This window comes from Sorangium sp. So ce1153, assembly GCF_051521595.1.
In the GTDB taxonomy this organism is placed as follows: domain Bacteria; phylum Myxococcota_A; class Polyangia; order Polyangiales; family Polyangiaceae; genus Sorangium.
This window is the reverse complement of the sequence record NZ_CP150361.1, coordinates 3,739,756-3,758,234: the sequence shown is the minus strand read 5'-3', so window position 1 is coordinate 3,758,234 and position 18,479 is coordinate 3,739,756. Positions and strand designations below refer to the sequence as shown.

Here is an 18,479-nt window from a genome sequence, read left to right as displayed (position 1 = left end):
CGCGCCCCCTCCCCGGACAGAACCGGAGCGGACCGCGCGGCGCTCGCGTACACTCCGGGGCTCGGCATGGATCAGCCCGTCCCCGGGGACAGCACGGCGCGGCAGGCGGACGTCGCGGGCGCGCTCGCGGGTCAGGTCTTCGACGCGCTCGGCGCCCTGCTCCGCGGCTTCGAGGACGCGGCCCGGCGCGACGGGCCGGAAGCGCTCGAGGAAGCGTTCGCGCGCGGCCCGGAGCACCTGCACGGCGGGCTCCTCACCGCGCTCCTCCGGCTCGTGTTCCTGCTCCACGCGGAGGACCGCGGGCTCCTGCCGGTCGATGACCCGCACTACGCGGCGCACCTCGGCGTGCTCTCGCTCTTCCGGGAGCTCGCGGCGGAGCGCGCCGCCCGCCCGGTCGCCCTGCGGCGGCGCTTCGGGGCGTGGGCGCGGCTCCTCGCGCTGTTCCGCGCCGTCTTCCACGGCGTGCGCCGCCCCGAGCTCACCCTGCCGGCGCGGCGAGGGCAGCTCTTCGACCCGGAGCGCTACCCGTTCCTGGAGCGCGCGGGCGCCGGCGCGCCCGGCCACGCCGCGCCCCCTCCGCGCGCCACGCTCCGGGCGCGCCTGGCCGCGCCGTCGTCCACCGGCGGCGCCCGCGAGGCGCCGCTGGCGCCGTCGGTGGACGACGGCACGGTGCACGCGGTGCTCGAGAAGCTCCTCGTGCTCGACGGGCGGCCGCTGTCGTACCGGACGATCGAGATCGAGCAGCTCGGCGGGCTCTACGAGGCGCTCATGGGCTACCGGGTCGAGCGCGCCGCCGGGCCGACGGTGTGCCTCAGGCCGGACAGGGTGTGGGTGAGCGCGGCCGAGGCGCTCGCGCAGCCCGCGGCGCGGCGGGCGGCGTGGCTCGCCGCGCGGGCGGGGCTCTCGCGGCGCGAGGCGGGCCAGCTCGAGCAGGCGCTCGCCGCCGCGCGGACCGAGGCCGACCTCCTCGAGGCGCTCGGGCCGCTGCGCGCGAGGGACGCCGAGGTGCTCGGCGCGGGGCGGCTGTTCCTCCAGCCGGTCGCCGAGCGGCGGCGGACGAGCTCTCATTACACCCCGAGGAGCCTCTCGGCCCCGATCGTCGCGCGGACGCTCGAGCCGCTCCTCCGGCAGCTCGGCGACGAGCCGCCCTCGGAGGCGCTCCTCGGGCTCACCGTCTGCGATCCCGCGATGGGGTCCGGCGCCTTTCTCATGGAGGCGTGCCGGTACCTGGCCGACCAGGTGGTGGCCGCCTGGACCCGCGAGGCGGCGCGCGGGGACGCCGGGGCGGCCGGGCGGCTCGCCGGCGCGGGCGACGGCGCGGTGAGCCTGGCGCGGCGGCTCGTGGCGCGGCGCTGCCTCTACGGCGCCGACAAGAACCCGTTCGCGGTGAGCCTGGCGCGGCTGTCGCTCTGGCTCGTGACGCTCGCGCGCGACGAGCCGTTCACGTTCGTCGATCACGCCCTCCGCCACGGCGACTCCCTGGTGGGGCTCGATCTCGCCGAGCTGCGCGCCTTCCACTGGGAGCCCGCCGCGCCTGTGTCGCCGTTCCGCGAGGCGGTCGACGCCGCGGTCGAGGCGGCGCTCCGCCTCCGGCGGCAGCTCGCGCCGGCCGAGGGCGCGAGCGAGGGCGCGAGCGAGGGCGCGCGCCATGATAACGCATCGCGTCATGGCGCTTCGCTGGTGCAGGTGGCCGAGGCGGCGGAGGAGGCCGAGGCGGCGATCGGCCGGGCGCGGCTCCTCGGCGACCTCGTGGTGGGGGCGTTCTTCGCGCACGCGAAGGACAGGGATCGGCAGCGGGAGCGTGGTCGCCGGGCGGAGCTCGCGGCCGCGTGGCTCCGCAGCGGGCAGCCGCCGCCGGAGGAGCTCCTGGCCATGCAGCGGGCGCTCCGGGGGGGCGCGCCGGGCGGCTCGCCGCCGCTGCCGGCGTTCCACTGGGCGCTGGAGTTCCCCGAGGTGTTCCAGGAGGCGCGCGCGGCGGACAGCCTGTCCGAGGGCGCGCGGGAGCCCCGCGCGGCGCGCGCGGCCGACCCCCTGTCCGCGGGCGCGCCGGAGCCCCGCGCGGCGCGGCTCGACGCGTTCGTGGGCAACCCCCCGTTCCTCGGGGGCAAGCGGATCTCGACGGATCACGGGGACGTCTACGCGGCGTGGCTCGAGCGGCTGCACGGCGCGACGAAGAACACCGACCTGGCGGCCCACTTCTTCCGCCGCGCGGCCGCGCTGCTCGGGCGCCGCGGGACGGTGGGGCTCATCGCCACGAACACCATCGCGCAGGGCGACACCCGGAGATCGGGGCTCCAGCCGCTCGTCGAGGGCGGGCGGGCGGTCATCTACCATGCGGTCCGCAGCGCCCCGTGGCCTGGGGACGCCGCCGTCCACGTCGCCGTCGTCCACCTCGCGGTGGGCATGTCGCCGGGCGACGGCGCGCCGCCGGCGCTGCTCGACGGCCGCCCGGTGCGCCACATCAACTCCCACCTGCGCGCGATGCCCGAGCGCCCCGACCCGCGCCCGCTGCGGGCGAGCCGGGATCTCTGCTTCATCGGCTGCTTCCTCCGCGGCGGCGGCTTCGTCCTCACCGAGGGCGAGGGGCGCGCCCTGCGCGCGGGCGATCCGGCGGCGGGCGAGGTGCTCCGCCCGTTCCTCGGCGGCGAGGAGGTCAACTCCTCCCCTTCGCACAGCCCGCATCGCTACGTGATCGACTTCGGCGAGCGAGGCCTGGACGAGGCCGGCCGCTGGCCCGCGCTCCTCGCGATCGTCCGGAGCCGGGTGAAGCCGGAGCGGGATCGCCTGAGGAGCACGGGGGTCGACGCCGGCCACAGGGCGCGGTGGTGGCAGTTCGCGAACCCGCGCCCGGAGCTCCGGCGCCGGATCGCGCCGCTCCGGCGGTGCCTGGTCGCGGCGCGGGTGACGAAGCACCTCTGCTTCGCGTTCCAGCCGGTCGACCGGACGTTCTCGGACCAGCTGTGCGTCTTCGCGATCGAGGATTGCGCGCGCTTCGCGGTGCTCCAGTCGCGGGCGCACGAGGCGTGGGCGCGCCTGCTCTCCTCGACGATGGGCGAGGGCCTCCGTTACGCGCCGTCGGACTGCGTGGAGACGTTCCCCTTCCCTCGCCCGGAGCACCTCGACCCGGGCGGCCTCCTCGACGCCGCCGGCGAGCGCCTCTACGCGGCGCGCGCCCATCTGATGGCCGAGCTGGGAGAGGGCCTGACCGCGATGTACAACCTCCTCAAGGACCCTGCCTGCGCGCGCCCGGGCGTCGTCGAGCTCCGCCGGCTCCACGAGGAGTTGGACCGCGCCGTCCTCGACGCGTACGGGTTCGACGACATCGAGGTTCCGCCGTACACCGCGCCTTCCTCGCCCGGCGAGGGCCGGGCGGCGGGCGCGTTCGAGGACCGGGTGATCGACCGGCTGTTCGCGCTCAACGAGGCGCGCGCCGCCGAGGAAGCGCGGCGCGGAGAGGCTTAGTTCCTGGTCTCGCGCGCCGCAACGGGGCACGACCGAGCACATCAGGGGCGCCTCCGGCGTCGTTAGCGCGAGGCGTCGCGGACGTCACGCGGCGCGCGCGGCGCGACGGACACCAGGGCAGCTCATCCAAAGAGCGCTCGTGTCGGGCCTGCGTGACGCGCGTGAGGCGACGGCCACGGCGCAGCGGCGAGAGTGACGCCCATGGCCGCAGATCACGGACGCGCGGCGTCCGACGAGGTCGGACTCCACAGCGTCGCCCAGGGCGCAGCGGTGCTCATGAGCGGACAACGAAAACGGAGATCACACCGACACTCTGGAAGCAACCGACTCCCCGAACCCGACACATCGCTGAGAAATCGACAACAATCCTAAAATAATGGCGCAGCGCGAGACCGCATGTCACGACTGAGCTACTTCGGGGGAACCGACGCTCCGCGGGCTGCATGGCCATGACGCGCGACGAGACGATCGCGCCGAGCCGAGCCGGCAAGACGTCGCCCCATGAGAAAGAGGTGTTACGAGCATGAGCTCCATCCTTGAGAAACGACTCCTGCCTTCGAGCATCCCCGACGCCATCTCTCGGCATTTATCCGGAGCGGAGCAGGCTGACAGCCTGTCACCTGATACCCTGGCCAGCTACTGTGACGAGTCGCTCAGGGCGATCGTGCGGCGAGCCTACGACAGGTCCCCCTTCTATCGAGCAAAGATGGACCAGGCCGGGATCGTTCCTGACCGCATCCAGCGGCGATCCGACCTCGGAAAGCTCCCGTTCCTGACGAAGGACGAGCTCCGGGGACAGCCCTTCCGGCTCCTGGCCTGCGAGAGGAAGGACATCGCCATCATCCAGGTCTCCACCGGGACCACCGGCGGCGAGGAGATCTACATGGCGTACACGTGGAACGACTACCTGCTCCACGATCTCGCGCCCCGGTACTCCAGGCTGTTCCCCGTCGGCCCCGGCGACGTCTGTCTGAACGCGCTCCCGTACGAGATGAGCACCGCCGGGCTCGCCTTCCACAAGAGCTTCATGGACGGCTACGGCGCGGCGGTCATCCCCGCCGGCAAGGGAGGGGCCTACTCCACGCCAGGCAAGACGATCAAGGTGATGAGGGACCTGCGCCCGACCGTCGTCGTCACGAGCCCCTCCTGGGCCGTCATGCTGGCCGAGGAGGCGGAGCGGAGCTCGTTCGACCTGAGCAGCCTGCGCCTGAAGAAGATGTGGCTGACGGGCGAGGGGTGCTCCCCGACCTTCCGCCGGCGCGTCGAGCAGCTCTGGGGCACCACGGCCAACTTCTTCTATGGGTCTCTCGAGTGCGGGGCGCTCGGCATCGAGTGCGACCGCCACGACGGCTACCACGTGCCTCAGGCCCACGTCCTGATGGAGATCGTCGACCCCGGGACCGGCAAGGCCCTCGGGCCGGGCGAGACCGGCGAGATCGTCGTGACCGGGCTGCTCCGGTACGACTGCCCGGTCCTCCGCTTCCGCACGGGAGACCTCGGCAGCCTGGAGACGGCCCCGTGCGCGTGCGGCGTCACGATGCCCCGGTTCACCATGAGGGGCCGCGTGCACGACCAGATCCGGTTCCGGGGCCAGGTGCTCTCGCCCATCTACCTGGAGGAGCTCCTGCTGCGGGCGCCCGAGGTGGGCAACTGGTTCCAGTTCGTCATGCCGGCCTCGGACCAGGCGCGCATCAAGGTCCGCTGCGAGCCCTCGCGCGGCGTCGCGCCCGACGCGGCGCTGGCCGAGGCGCTCGCCACGAGGATGCAGGCCGCGAGCGGCCTGCCCTTCACCGTCGAGCTCGTTCATCCGTTCCCGCGCACGGGCCAGAAGGCCGCGCGGGTCGTCAGGCACTGACACAAACCCACAGAGTCGAGGCTACCCATGATCATCGATGCACACGCGCACGTGTCTCCGACGAGCTACGGATCCTTCGAGAACTACCTGGCGCAGCTCAAGCAAGGCGACATCCAGGGGGGCGTCGTCTGCCCCGGCGGCATGCTGGACGTGCGGAAGTTCAACGCGTACATCAGCGGCAAGAGCAAGCCGGACGCGATCCCCAAGAACGACTACGTGGCCGAGGCCTTGAAGGAGAGCCCCGCGCTGCACGGGCTCGTCTGCGTCGACCCCTGCGAGCCGGGCGCGGCGGAGGTCGCCGAGCGGTACCTCACGAAGGGGTTCCGGGGGCTGATGCTGACGCCGCTCGTCCACAAATTCTCGTTCTGCGACGACGTCATGGCCCCTCTGGCCCGCCTCGCCGGCGAGCGCGAGGCGCCCATCTACTCCCACGTGGCGTTCAGGCCGGGGGCGAACACGTCCGACTACGTGGAGCTGGCGAGGCGGTTCCCGAGGACGAACTTCATCCTGGAGCACATGGGGGCCGGGCACGTCGACAACGACGCTTCCGCGGCCGCGGCCTCGCTCGACAACTTCTTCCTGGAGACCTCCCTCAGCAGCTACCTGCAGATCCTCCTGTCGGTGCAGCACGCCGGCGCGAGCAAGGTGATCTTCGGCTCGGAGTACCCGCTGTCCCACCCCGCCGCCGAGCTGGCGAAGGTGCTCCTCCTGCCGATCTCCGAGGGCGAGCGCGACAAGATCCTCGGCGGGAACATCCGCGAGCTGCTCCACCTGGGCGCCTGAGCGAGGGAGCGCAGCATGAGAGTCCTGGGTCAACTGGCCGCCGTCAACCTGGCGCTGGAGCACGCGCGGCGCTCCGAGTTCTACCGGCAGCGCCTGCCGGACGCGCCCCTCCGGTCGTGGGAGGAGTGGAGCCGAGTCCCGTTCACGACCAAGAGCGATGTGCTCCGGCAGTCGCCGCACGGCATGACGTGCGCCCCGAACCGCGACCTGATCCAGTACCACGAGTCCTCCGCCACGACTGGCGCTCCGGTGTCGGTGTGGTACAGCACCCGAGACCTCGCCGAGATCCGGGAGCGGTTCTCCCAGTGGGGGGTCAGGTTCACGGCCGAGGACCGGGTGCTGATCCGGTTCCCCTACGCGCTCTCGACCATCGGGCCCTTCGTCCAGATGGCCGTGCAGCAGAAGGGCGCGTGCGCGATCGCGGCCGACAGCCGGACCACGATCACGCCGCTGCCGCGCGTCGTGGACCTGATGCGGCGGCTCGAGGCCACCGTCCTCGCCACGATCTCGCTCTCGGCGCTGATGATCGCCGAGACGGCGGAGATGGCGGGCCTCGATCCGCGCCGCGACTTCCCGCGCCTGCGCGCGATCTGCTGCGCCGGAGAGCCGCTCAGCCCCTCGCGGCGGAGGCTCGTGGAGGGGATCTGGGGAGTCCCCGTGTTCGACAACTTCGGCATGACCGAGACAGGACCTCAGGCGATGGATTGCCCCGAGCGCAGGCTGCACCCGTGGCAGGACTGCTTCTTCATGGAGCTGCTCGACGACGCGCTGGAGAGGAGCGTCTCGCCGGGAGAGATAGGGCAGCTCGTCGTCACGTCGCTCACCCGGAGGGCCACCCCGATGATCCGGTACGTGACGGGAGACAGGGTGAGGCGCGTGGAGGAGCGCTGCGCGTGCGGCCAGACGGCGGCGCTGGAGGTCCGCGGCCGGGCCGCCGACACCCTGCGCGCGCCGGGCAAGCCGTTCGACCTCTGGGACCTCGAGGCGATCGTCTCCAGGCTGCCGAGCCGGCGGTTCTGGAGGGTGTCGCCGGAGGAAGACGGGCTCCGCTTCGTCGTGGAGCGGGAGCGGGAGGAGGACCGGATCGCGCCGGGCCTCCTCGACGACCTGTCGCGGGAGCACGGCGCCCGCGTGCGGGTGGAGCTCGTCCCCAAGGGGACGCTCTATGACAGGAACGAGCCGGTGTCCTTCGGGATGCCAGGCAAGCCGGTTTACATCGACAGATCCGGCGCGCGCGCCTGAGCGCTCGCTCCACAAAGAGAGCAATGGAGGAGATCCGATCATGAGCATGAGCTCCGTACATGGCACCAGCAACGGCGGCGGCGCCGTCACGAGCGGGAACGGCGTGGGCAGCGCCGCGAGCGCCCTCGGCAACAAGGGCTCCGCCGTCAACATGGAGAAGCGCGAGCGCATCCGGCTCGAGCGCGCCGAGGGAGGTCGGAACCGCGTGACGGAGTCCGACGCCCTCGTCGTCTGGTTCGACACGGCGAAGATCGCGACCCCGAGCGACTGCGAGGGCATGCTGGAGCGGGTCATCAACCTGGCCTACACCGGGGTCGTCCTGTATCCGGACAACCTGGCCGCGCTCGCGCCCGCCATCCCGCCGCGCATCCTCAGGATCTTCCACGCGGAGCGGGCCGAGGACCTCGATCGGCTCGCGTCGCTGTCGCACGGCAAGGACGTGGTGATCGCGAGCACGGACGTGCAGCTCCTCGGCAAGGCCGCGGAGAGGGGCCACAAGACCTGCTTCCGGGCGTACGTGGACGACGGCGACAGCCTCCACCAGTCCATCGCGGAGGGCCAGCGCCACGCCTACCTGATGATCCGCTTCCGCGACCCGACCAACATCCCGCTCGAGCTCGTGATCGCCACGCTGCAGGCCACGAACACGGTCCTGATCAAGGAGATCAACTCTCCCATGGACGTCGACGATGCCATCGTCACGTTGGGCGTGATGGAGGTCGGCGCGGATGGAGTCATGTTCTCGCCGCGCACCCACGGCGCGCTGAGCGAGTTCGTCTCGCGGCTCGGCCGGCTGGAGCAGACGGCGGTGAAGCTCGAGACGGCCACGATCGTGAAGAGCGCGCCGATCGGCATGGGCATCCGGAGCTGCATCGACACGACCACGCTCTTCTCGCCGACCGAGGGCATCATCGTGGGCTCGACCTCGCAGGGCGGGATCCTGTGCTGCCCCGAGGTCTTCTTCCTGCCCTACATGGACCTCCGCCCCTTCCGGGTGAACGCGGGCGCCGTCCACAGCTACGTCTACAACTTCGGGAACCGCACGGACTACATGAGCGAGCTCCGGGCGGGCTCCCCCGTCATGATCGTCGATCGCACCGGCGCCGCGCGCCGGGCCAGCGTCGGGCGCATGAAGACCGAGGTGCGCCCGCTGCGCCTCATCGAGGCGGAGTTCCCGGGCGGCGAGCGCATCAACACGATCATGCAGGACGACTGGCACGTTCGCGTCTTCTCGGACGACGCGAAGCCGCTCAACATCACCGAGCTCCGGCAGGGCGACAAGGTGCTCGGCCACCCGGCGCAGCCGGGCCGCCACGTGGGCATCAAGGTCGACGAGCACATCATCGAGACCTGAGCGTTCAGGATCACCCGGGGGGGTTTCATCATGGATGGCTTTCCGAAGAAGATTCGTTGGTCGCGCTTTCTGGATCGGAGGACCGGGCGGGGCATCATCGTCCCGATCGATCACGGGCTCACGATCGGGCCGGTGGAGGGGCTCGACAGCATGGCGCAGATGGCGCGCTGGATAGGGCACCCCGGCATCACGGGGATCATCGCGCACAAGGGGATGGTGGCGCGGCTCGCGAGCTACGGGCTCATCCGCGGGGTGGGCCTCATGATCCACCTCAACGGCATGACGTCGCTCGCCCCGCACCCGAACCACAAGGAGCGGCTGACGTCGGTGGAGGCGGCGCTGCGCCTCGGCGCTGACGCGGTGTCGGTGCAGCTCAACTTCGACGGGACAAACGACGCGCACAACTTGAGGCAGCTCGGAGCGGTGGTGGACGAGGCCCAGCAGTACGGGGTCCCCGTGCTCACGATGCTCTACGACAAGGTCCCGTGCGACGGAGATCAGCACCGCCTGTCGCGGCTGCGGCACCTGATGCGGGCCTGCGTGGAGCTCGGGACGGACGCCCTCAAGCTGGAGGCGCCCGCGCAGATCCCGCACGTGCACGCGCTGCTCTCGGGCATCGTGGAGCACACCTCCGTGTTCTTCGCGGGCGGCGCGGTGCGCTCGGAGGACGAGATGACCCGGCTGGCCCAGGAGGTCGTGACCCGCGGCGCGACCGGGCTGTGCGTCGGGCGCAACGTCTTCCAGCGCGAGTCGGCCGCCACCATCCTCACCCAGCTCCAGAGGGCGGTCTTCGGCGCCCCCGAGGCGCCGTCGTCCGAGCGCTCCCGGCCGTCGTCCGTCCCCAGCTCGAACGGCAAGCCGCCCCACTCGATGGAGGCGGCGGAGTGAGCCCATCGCCCGAGAGCATCCGGCCGAGCGGCGGGTATCGACCGCTGCTCGTCGCCAAGTTCGGCGGGACCTCGGTGGCGAACGTCGATCGCATGCGCAACGTGGCGCGCATCGCGCTCGAGAGCCAGCGCGCGGGCAACGACGTGGTGGTCGTGGTCAGCGCCATGAGCGGGGAGACAGACCGCCTCCTGTCGCTGGCGCACGAGGTCCTCGCGATCCCGGACGGCCGGGAGCTCGACGTGATCGTCTCGACGGGAGAGCAGGTGTCGGTCGCGCTGACGGCGCTCGCCATCCACGCCGAGGGAGGAAAGGCGTGCTCCTTCCTGGGGCACCAGCTGCCCGTGCTCACGGACAGCGCCTTCACCAAGGCGCGCATCCAGGGGGTGAACGACGGCCCGATCCGCAAGGCGCTCGCGCGCGGGCAGATCGCGGTCGTCGCCGGGTTCCAGGGGGTCGACGACTCCCGGAACATCACCACCCTGGGCCGCGGCGGCTCCGACACCACGGCGGTGGCCATGGCGGCGGCGCTCGGGGCGCAGGTCTGCGAGATATACACGGATGTGGACGGCATCTACACGGCCGACCCGCGCGTCTGCCCGGCCGGCCGGAAGCTTCACTCGATTCCTTATGAGGAGATGCTCGAGCTCGCGTCCCTCGGGGCGAAGGTCCTGCAGGTGCGCAGCGTGGAGATAGCCATGAAGTACCAGGTTCCAGTGCATTTGCGCAGCTCGTTCACGAACGAAGAAGGGACATGGGTGGTCGACCGCGAGCGGGCGCTGGAGGGCAAGGCGCTCATGGGGCTGGCGTGCACCACGGATCAGGTGCGGGTCGAGCTCGTCGGCGTGGCGTGCCGCCCGGACCTCATCACCGAGGTGACGGGGATACTGGCCGAGCTCAACGTCTGCGTGGACATGCTCTGCCACCCGGCCGAGACGTCGGAAGGGAGCCGCGTGGACATCGCGTTCACGCTCCCCGCGGTGGAGCTGCGTCGCGCCCGGCAGCTCCTGGAGCAGTTCGTGGCGAGCGCGGGCAATGGCAAGATGCGGACCTTGGGCGGCCTGGCCAAGGTGTCGCTGGTCGGTATCGGGATCCGCTCGCACCCGGGGATCGCCGCTCACCTGTGCCGCAGCTTGACCCAGCACGGCATCGCCGTGTCGGGCCTGGCGGTGAACGAGCTCAGGATCAGCTGCCTCGTGGACGAGGGCATGGCGGACAAGGCCATCAACGTCCTGCACGAGGCGTTCAAGCTCGCGCCGGCATCCGAGCGGCCGAGAGCGGCTGACGGGGAAGCGAGCCAGCCGCCCTCCGACGCGAGCACGACCCGCCGGGGCGGCTCGCGCGGACTGAACGGCGCGCACGTCGGCTTCGATACGCAGGAGTGACCGTCGCGCCTCGCTCTGGCCGGGGCCGCCGTGGCGTTGAATCCGCGGGGCGGAGGTGCGGCTGCCTCCGCCTCGCTCCGCGGCCGGGCGCGCCGACGACCGGGGCCGCTGTCGAGCGATCGCGCGCCGCGCCGGCAGAGGGCGCGGCTGCGCGACATCGCAGCGGCAGTGGCCTGACTCCTCTTTGCCTGACCCGGGCTGGCGCATCTACTCGGCCGACCCGCGCGTCTGCGTCTGCCCGGCCACCCGCCAGCAGGCCCCACCATGACCGAAGCACGGGCGCGCGTGCCTTCGGGAAAGCGGAGATCATCCATGGTTGCCTTCCAACGTCGATTCGTGCTGTTCCTGCTCGTCCTCGGGCTGTTCGTCGGTATCCCTGCCTGGATCCCTGCCACGCCGTCGACGTGCCCGGCCGGCCAGCACGATCTCGTCCAGCCCTTCCTCATCAGCTTCGATCGGCACGAGCACCACGTGATCGCCTTCTTCGCCGGTCACCCCGACTACGAGTCCGTCGAGGCCATGGTGACCCTGCGCGACGGCCAGCCGCCGCTGATCCGGGGGGTCCTCTACCAGCACGAAGGCCTCCAGATCGATCACTTCAACGACGCCGAGCTCGCCCGCGACTGGGAGGCGATCTTCGCCGGCCGACAGGCGGTGTACACCCCCATCGACTTCGCTGTCCGGACGGTGGGCGGGATCCCCAGTCTGCGGCTGCGCTTCACCACGTACCGGGGCGAGGACATCGATCTCCACTTCGAGGGGGCCGCGCCCCCGGCGCCCGAGCTAGGGGGCTTCATCAACCCCGGCGAGCACGCCGCGGGCGCCTCCCTGCCCCTCATGTGGGCCAGCGCGAGCGCTGCCGCCGGCGACGCGACGGCGCTGACCATCGATGGCGTGCTCTTCCCGCTGGCCGGACCGGCGCCGGGCGTCCCGGGGGGCTTCTACACGAGGGACTTCCGCATCGGTGTCTTTCGCGCCGGGCGCCTGGAGCTCGATCTGCTCAGCGCGCCGGGCCGCTTCGAGCCGGGAGAGTACTGGGTGTACCAGGACCACCTCGCCAATCTCCATCTCTACGAGATCCTCGCCGTCGATGGGCGCGAGCTCACGATCCGCAAGACCACCACGTCGCCTGCCCTGACCGAGGAGGTCCTGACGGCGGAGCGCGTGGGGCGGGGGATCGAGCTCCGCTCGGTCCGGGTCACCGGCCGCCGGGGTGATGACCACTCCGCGCCTCCCCCGCCCTCCGCGGGCCTCACGCTGGATCTATCCACCCCCGGTCGCTTCTCGGTGTCTCTCGACGAGCACGCAGACCTCGTGACGGGCACGGCCTCTCACGAGCGGCGGGGTGTCACGCAGGAATGGAAGCTGGAGCCCGTCGAGCCGTCCTGGGCGACGAACCGCACGGTGACCGGCGCCGTGCCCCGCCACGGCGGCGCCTACCTCGTCGACAACCAGGTCGGCGACCCCTGATCCGGTGGGCGCGCCGGCGCCCCCTCCGCTCGAGGCGCGGAGAGCGGCGCCGCCTCCGGATCGCCCTCGCCGGGCGCGCTCCACGACATCGGCTGTCGGTGACATAAAGCTCGTACCCAGGACGGCGCCGCCGCGACTCGAGCGGTGAGAAGCGCCGTTCGTGTCAGATCGGCGTATCCGGCCCAGCAGGACCAAGTCTTCTCACGTCGACACATCGATCTGCGCAGCGCACATTGCGTTTCCCCCGCACGGAGCGCACAATCCTCAATTGCCACTTTCAGCGCAATAGCAAGAACACGCGGGGGGAACATGACACACCACCGATCAACCAGGGTTCTGGAACGCAGCCGGCTGCTCGTGGCGCTCGGCCTCGGGCTGGGCGCCGTCACGGGCGGCTGTCTGGAGTCGACGGCGCCGGGAGACGCCGTGTCCTCGATCGCGGCGGAGCAGGGGGAAGCCGCCTCGCCGATCACCGGCGCGCACGAGGAGCGCTGCGCCCAGCCCGGATCGGGCCAGGAGAGATCCGCCAAGCTGGAGGCGCTCGCGGAGGACGGCCCGTACGGGTTCGCGACGCGCGACTTCGTCTTCGTGGACGACACGCGCCCGACGCCGCCCAACGACACCTTCCCCGGGGCGCCGAGCAGGACGCTGCCCGCGCGGGTCTGGTATCCCGCGCGCCGCCTCATGGCCGCATCTCCACCTCCGGGCGAACGCGCGCCGGTCGCATGCGGAGGGCCGTTTCCGCTGCTCGCGTACGCGCACGGGCTCACGAGCCTGGGCGACAACGCTCGCTTCTTCGCCGAGCACCTGGCCACGCACGGCTACATCACCGTGGAGCCGCTGCTCCCGCTCACGAACGGGAACGCACCGGGAGGGCCCACGATCGGGGACGTCCCCAATCAGCCCGCGGACCTCGCGTTCGTGATGCGTCAGGTGGCGGCGCTCGGCGGCGACGACGCGGATCTCGGGGAAGCCGTCGATCCGGAGCGCCGGGGCGTCATGGGCCTTTCCGCGGGAGGGCTCACCGCGCTGCTGGCCGCTTATCACCCCGTCCTGAAGATCGAGGGCATCCAGGCCGTCGTCGCCATGGCCCCCCTGTCGTGCTTCCTGGGAGCGGCGATCTACACCCGCCCGCTGCCGGCGCTGATCCTGTCGGGGACGTCGGACGAGCTGGTGCCCATCGCGGGGCCGAGGCGCGTCTTCGAGAACGCGCCGGCGCCAGTGACGCTGGTCGAGCTCACGGGCGGGACCCACAGCGGGTTCATGGACCGGGAGACGCCGTTCGTGGCGAACACCGATACGCTGGAGTGCGCGCGGCTGCTGAGCGCCGGCCCGGGGAGAGGCGGCGCGGCGCTCGCGGCGGGCATCATCAACGGCGTCGGGCCCGGCGCGTTCGACCCGACGGGCTGCACGCCCCTCTGCAGCCAGCGGTATACCCAGACCATGGGAGCGACACGGCAGCTCAAGCTGGCCCGGGCAGCGACCCTGGCGCACCTCGAGGCGAGCCTGAAGGGACGGGAAGCGGTGAATCGCCGCCTGATCCGCGAGCTCGCCGAGGAGGCGCAGGACGTACACGTCCAGACGAAGCGCTGAGCAGGCGGCCGGCCGCCGGCGCGCGACGCGCGCGGCCGGTCCGGCTCAGCGCTCCGCGGCGGCAGGGCGGCGCGCCGACATCCACAGCGCGAGCGCGAGGCCGGCGGCGTTGATGCAGGCGGCGGCGAAGAACGGCGCGCCGGGGAGGTGGGGGGCGGCCGTGGCGGGCGAGAAGCGCGCGAACAGGCTGCCGCCGAGCACCGGGCCGGCGACGGCGGTCAGGCTCGCCAGGCTGGCCAGCGAGCCCTGCAGCGCGCCCTGCCCGGACGGGCCGACCTCCCTGGAGATGAGCGCCTGCGTGGCCGGCGCCGCGATGCCCCCGAGCGCGTTCGGCAGGATGAGCGCGTACATGGCGAGCCCGCTCTCCGCCAGGCCGAAGCCCGCGAAGCTCACCACGCCGACCGCGAGCCCGAGCTCCAGGCATCGGCGCTCGCCGAGGCGCGGCATCACGAGGCGGACCAGCCCCCCCTGCACGACGGCCATGCCGAGGCCCGCGACCGCGAGCGACACCCCGATCTCGAACGGCCGCCAGCCGAAGCGGTCCTCCGTGAACAGCGCCCACACGCCCTGAAGGACCTGCTGCGCCAGGTAGCTGCACACCAGCGTCGCCGTGAGGCCGAGGACGACCGGAGACCGCCCGAGGCTCGCGAGCGACGCGAGCGGGTTGGCGCGACGCAGGGAGAAGGGGCGGCGGCTCTCGCGCGGGAGCGACTCGGGGAGCACGAGCGCGCCATAGGCGAAGTTGAGCAGGTTGAGCCCGGCCGCGACGGCGAACGGCAGGCGCAGGTGCACGTCGCCGAGCAGCCCGCCGAGCGCCGGCCCGATGACGAACCCGAGCCCGAACGCGGCGCCGACGAGCCCGAAGCCCTGCGCGCGCCGCCCCGGCGGCGTGATGTCGGCGATGTACGCGCTCGCCGCCGAGAAGCTCGCGCCGGTGATCCCCGCGACGATCCGCCCGAAATAGAGCCAGCCGAGCCCCGGCGCGACCGCGAGGAGCACGTAGTTGAGCGCGGCGCCGAGCAGCGAGCCCAGGATCACGACGCGGCGCCCGAAGCGGTCGCTCAGCCCGCCGAGGACGGGCGCGAAGAGGAACTGCATCGCGGCGTACACCGCCACGAAGGCGCCGTAATACCGCGACGCAGCGGCGAGATCGCTCCCGAAGAAGCTGCTCACGAGCTTCGGCAGCACCGGGAGCATCACGCCCACACCCAGTGTGTCGAGCAGGATGGTGACCAGGATGAAGGCGACGCTGGCGTTGCGATCTCGATGCATGGGGTGTGCTCACAGCGACGCCGAGGACCGCGTCCTCGGCCTTGTCTCGAGGAGAAAAAAAGACCTCGGCCCCGGAGAGGGCCCGAAAGGGCGCCGGGAGCGTCCAGGAGCTCACCGTCGCTCTCCCGGCGTCCCCGCCGGACGCGCCTCGCCGTCCGCAGAGCCGCGGCGAGGCGCCGGTCACCGCGCCAGACAGGAGATCTGGGCGGCAGCGCTAGAAGCCACCCGGATAGTCGCTCGCCTCCGGATACCTGAAGGTGCCGGACATGAAGCCGTTCGGGCACTTGTCGGTGCGCAGATCGATATAGTGTTTATCTGGCTCATACTTGACCTGTTGAGCCAGGGCTTTCAGGCTCATGGTGGCGGCCTCCGTCATGCTGTATCCGAAGCCTATCCGCCCGTCGCCTGCGGCGTCGGCGATGAAGGTCCCCGGCGGCTCCCCGACCGCCGGCCCGTCCGTCGCCTCGGAGAGCGAGCCGACGAGCAGCGGCGGCTCGCTGGTGTCGCCGGGCGCCCCCTTGCGGATGTCCCCCGTCGTGAACACGAGCCGCATGTTCGGCAGCACGTGGAGATCGTTGAGGGTGACCAGCTGGGCGAAGCTACGCCTCGCGGTGTCCGTGATGAACCGGAAGGTGGCTTTGCCGGTGGGCCGCGTCGCCCCCGGCCAGGTGGCCAGACATTCATCTGGCATCGTGAGATCCGCCTTGAGCTCTGACGTCCTGCGCACGGCGCCGTCCGCCGTTCCGAAGAGCTCTTCTTCTTCTCCCGGCTGCTCCGGCTGTCCCAGCCCGCACCCGCTCATCGTCGCGGCGACGCCGATACCCGCCAGCGCGACGAACATGCTGTAATGGACGCTGCTTCTGCGATCGCTCATGATGTCCTCCTGAACGGTCGGAGCGGGCACCGACGAGTTGCCATCTGCGCCGGCTCGACCTCTCTCCCACGACCAACCTGGCTCGAAGGAACACAGCCCGCACACGGGCGCGAGGCCGCGGGCGGACCACCGGCGAATACCGGAAACCAGCCCGGAAGCACGCGCCGCGCGATGGCCGAGCCGCGGCTCCCCGTGAGCTGAGCTCGACGCCCCTCTTGCCCTGCCCGCGTCGTGAGCCCGTGCGGCTCACTCCGGAGCCGTTGCCCAAGCGAAGGCAGATGAAGGTCTACCCGCGCGCACCGTGAAGTCAAGACGACGAACAGGAGGTCACCGCACCTACGGCCGGAGCGGACGCGCCGTCCGTGACTACGCGACTCCGCCACTACGCGCCTCCGCCACTACGCGCCTCGGCGCGCTCCCGTGCTGTCACGCACGCTGCCGTGCTGTCACGCACGCTGCCACGGGGCCGTCACGCACGCTGCCATGGGCTGTCCGTGAGAGCTCCGCCGGCGCGGAGAGACATCACGGGACAACGTCGATCCACGCCGACGCTCGCGCCACCGCGCCCGTCGCCGGATCCAGCTCGACGAGGCTCGCTCCGAGGACGCCGATCCGCCGGTTCCGGGCGAAGGTCACGGGCGGGGCCGGGCCGGCGTCGAAGTCGCGCAGCCGCTCGAGCGCCGCAATCAGCTCCTCCCGCGTCGCGTGGGTGCCGGTCCGCTTCAGCGCCTCGATCGCGATCTGCGCCGCGACGTAGGCGCTCGCCTGCGCCCCGAGCGGACCTGGCGCCACGCCAGCCCGGCGCAGGAAGACCCGCAGCGCGTCCCCCGACGCCCGGGCCCGCTCTCCCAGCGGGCCGGCGTACAGGAACAGCACGCGGCCGGGGAGGTGGCGGGGAAGCGCCCCGGTGTGCTCGGCGACCGACCCGAGCGACGCATAGATCGGCGCGGCGGAGCCAGCGTCGTCGAGCCCCGCGCGGGCGCCCGCGAGGTCCGCGCCGGGACCCCAGAAGAGGACCGCCCGCGCCCTGTGCGCCCGCGCCGCGACGGCGACCTCGCGCGGAGAGAGGCGCCCTGGCCCGAAGGAAAGCACCGCCGGCGCCGCGAGGCCGCGCCGCTCGGCTTCTCGGCGGGCGCCCGACGCCCAGGCCTCGCCGGCGCGGTCCCGCGTGTGCACCACCAGCACGACCGCCGCCGCGCTCGACGGCGCGTCAGCGAGGTGCGTGACCGCCACGCGGGCCAGCACGTCCGGCCCCGGCTGCACGTGGAACACCACGTCGTCGCCCGTCGTCACCCCCGCCCCGATCGGCCCCACGAGCGGCGCCCGCTCGTCCGAGAGCCGCGCTCTCACCGCCGGATCCGCGCTCCAGACGCTCCCCACCAGCGCCAGCACGCCCCGGTCCAGGAGGCGCGCCGTCGCGCCGGCCTCGCCCGCCGGCCCGCCGCTGTCCTCGACGCGGAGCGCGAGCCTCCGCCGGTAGACGCCGCCCTGCGCGTTCACCTCGGCGAACGCCGCCGAGAGCACGTCGCGCACGGCGACGCCCACGGGCGCGGCCGGCCCCGTCAGCGGCAGCGCGGCGCCCAGCGCCACCGAGCCCTCCGTGACGCCTGGATCCAGGTCGCGCCCGACGCAGGCGAGGTAGTCCGCGAGATCCGACAGCTCCGCGTCCGTCAGGCGGTAGCGCGGCATCACCGGGTGCAGCCGCCGGCCCGCGGGCGCGCGCCCCTCGCGGAGGACGCCCGCGAGCGCCTCGACGGTGTACGGGCCCCGCCCGCGGTCGGTCGCGAACAGCCGCTCGGGCGCGATCGCCGGCGCCTCGACGCCCCCCTCGGCCGTCCCCTGCCCGCTCGGCCCGTGGCAGCCGGCGCAGGCGGCCTCGCGGCCCGAGAGCGACGCGGCCCCGTCCGCGATCGCGCCCTCGATGGACTGGCCGTCGGCGGTCGCGCCTCGCTGGTAGATGCGCTTGCCGCGCAGGGCGCCCGGCGTGAGCTCGGCGCACGCGGCCCCGCCGGCTGCGCGCGCGCGCGGCGCAGCCGCGTGCGCGCGCGCGTCGACGGAGGCGCCGCCGGGCGCCCGCAGCGCGGCCGCGCACAGCCCCACGGCGAGCGGGAGGGCCAGGAGGCCGAGCCACGCCCTCGGGCTAGCCACCGCGGTCGCCCCGCGCAGCCGGCCGTAGCGAGAGGAAGGCCCGGACCTCCTCGGCCAGGCGGATGGTGGTGCAGGCCTCGCGGCCGCACGCGGCGGCGGCGAGCGCGCCGGCGAGGAGCAGGGTCCTGAGCGCAGGGAACGAGGGAGCGCGCATGC

Annotated in this window: 13 protein-coding genes; 9 read left to right on the top strand and 4 right to left on the bottom strand. The window is 72.6% G+C overall.

Going from position 1 to position 18,479, the window contains the following annotated elements; translation table 11 throughout:
* The first annotated feature begins 66 nt into the window (after window positions 1–66).
* The 9 genes from WME85_RS13325 to WME85_RS13285 all read left to right on the top strand — a co-directional run bounded on the left by WME85_RS13325 (window position 67) and on the right by WME85_RS13285 (window position 14,029).
* Complete coding sequence (locus WME85_RS13325; protein ID WP_437838270.1) at window positions 67–3,462, top strand: DNA methyltransferase; 3,396 nt, start codon at window positions 67–69, stop codon at window positions 3,460–3,462.
* 706 nt (window positions 3,463–4,168) lie between these two features.
* A complete protein-coding gene (locus WME85_RS13320) occupies window positions 4,169–5,317 on the top strand; it encodes a phenylacetate--CoA ligase family protein (protein ID WP_437838268.1) in 1,149 nt (382 codons plus the stop codon).
* Window positions 5,318–5,344: 27 nt separating this feature from the next.
* Entirely contained in the window at window positions 5,345–6,100 is a 756-nt protein-coding gene (locus WME85_RS13315; RefSeq protein ID WP_437838265.1) for an amidohydrolase family protein, read from the top strand.
* 15 nt (window positions 6,101–6,115) lie between these two features.
* The gene (locus WME85_RS13310) at window positions 6,116–7,342 is read left to right on the top strand and encodes a phenylacetate--CoA ligase family protein (RefSeq protein WP_437838263.1); all 1,227 of its coding nucleotides are present in this window, start codon (window positions 6,116–6,118) and stop codon (window positions 7,340–7,342) included.
* A gap of 40 nt (window positions 7,343–7,382) precedes the next feature.
* Window positions 7,383–8,696, top strand: a complete 1,314-nt coding sequence (locus WME85_RS13305; RefSeq protein WP_437838261.1) for a 3-dehydroquinate synthase II — start codon at window positions 7,383–7,385, stop codon at window positions 8,694–8,696.
* 30 nt (window positions 8,697–8,726) lie between these two features.
* The gene (locus WME85_RS13300) at window positions 8,727–9,584 is read left to right on the top strand and encodes a class I fructose-bisphosphate aldolase (RefSeq protein WP_437838258.1); all 858 of its coding nucleotides are present in this window, start codon (window positions 8,727–8,729) and stop codon (window positions 9,582–9,584) included.
* The gene (locus WME85_RS13295; protein ID WP_437838255.1) at window positions 9,581–10,966 is read left to right on the top strand and encodes an aspartate kinase; all 1,386 of its coding nucleotides are present in this window, start codon (window positions 9,581–9,583) and stop codon (window positions 10,964–10,966) included. The genes WME85_RS13300 and WME85_RS13295 overlap by 4 nt, the downstream gene beginning before the upstream one ends.
* Before the next feature lie 312 nt (window positions 10,967–11,278).
* The gene (locus WME85_RS13290; RefSeq protein WP_437838252.1) at window positions 11,279–12,436 is read left to right on the top strand and encodes a hypothetical protein; all 1,158 of its coding nucleotides are present in this window, start codon (window positions 11,279–11,281) and stop codon (window positions 12,434–12,436) included.
* Window positions 12,437–12,745: 309 nt separating this feature from the next.
* Window positions 12,746–14,029 carry an alpha/beta hydrolase family protein gene (locus tag WME85_RS13285; protein WP_437838249.1) on the top strand — a complete coding sequence of 428 codons (1,284 nt, stop codon included), beginning with the start codon at window positions 12,746–12,748 and terminating at the stop codon, window positions 14,027–14,029.
* Window positions 14,030–14,074: 45 nt separating this feature from the next.
* On the opposite strand, the gene WME85_RS13280 is transcribed toward WME85_RS13285, so the two are convergent.
* The 4 genes from WME85_RS13280 to WME85_RS13265 all read right to left on the bottom strand — a co-directional run bounded on the left by WME85_RS13280 (window position 14,075) and on the right by WME85_RS13265 (window position 18,477).
* Complete coding sequence (locus tag WME85_RS13280) at window positions 14,075–15,301, bottom strand: TCR/Tet family MFS transporter (RefSeq protein WP_437838246.1); 1,227 nt, start codon at window positions 15,299–15,301, stop codon at window positions 14,075–14,077.
* Between the two features lie 214 nt (window positions 15,302–15,515).
* Window positions 15,516–16,175, bottom strand: a complete 660-nt coding sequence (locus WME85_RS13275) for a hypothetical protein (protein WP_437838243.1) — start codon at window positions 16,173–16,175, stop codon at window positions 15,516–15,518.
* Window positions 16,176–16,697: 522 nt separating this feature from the next.
* A complete protein-coding gene (locus WME85_RS13270) occupies window positions 16,698–18,323 on the bottom strand; it encodes a cytochrome c/ABC transporter substrate-binding protein (RefSeq protein WP_437838241.1) in 1,626 nt (541 codons plus the stop codon).
* Window positions 18,316–18,477, bottom strand: coding sequence for a hypothetical protein (locus WME85_RS13265; protein ID WP_437838238.1), 162 nt, complete (start codon window positions 18,475–18,477; stop codon window positions 18,316–18,318). The genes WME85_RS13270 and WME85_RS13265 overlap by 8 nt, the downstream gene beginning before the upstream one ends.
* Window positions 18,478–18,479: the final 2 nt, after the last annotated feature.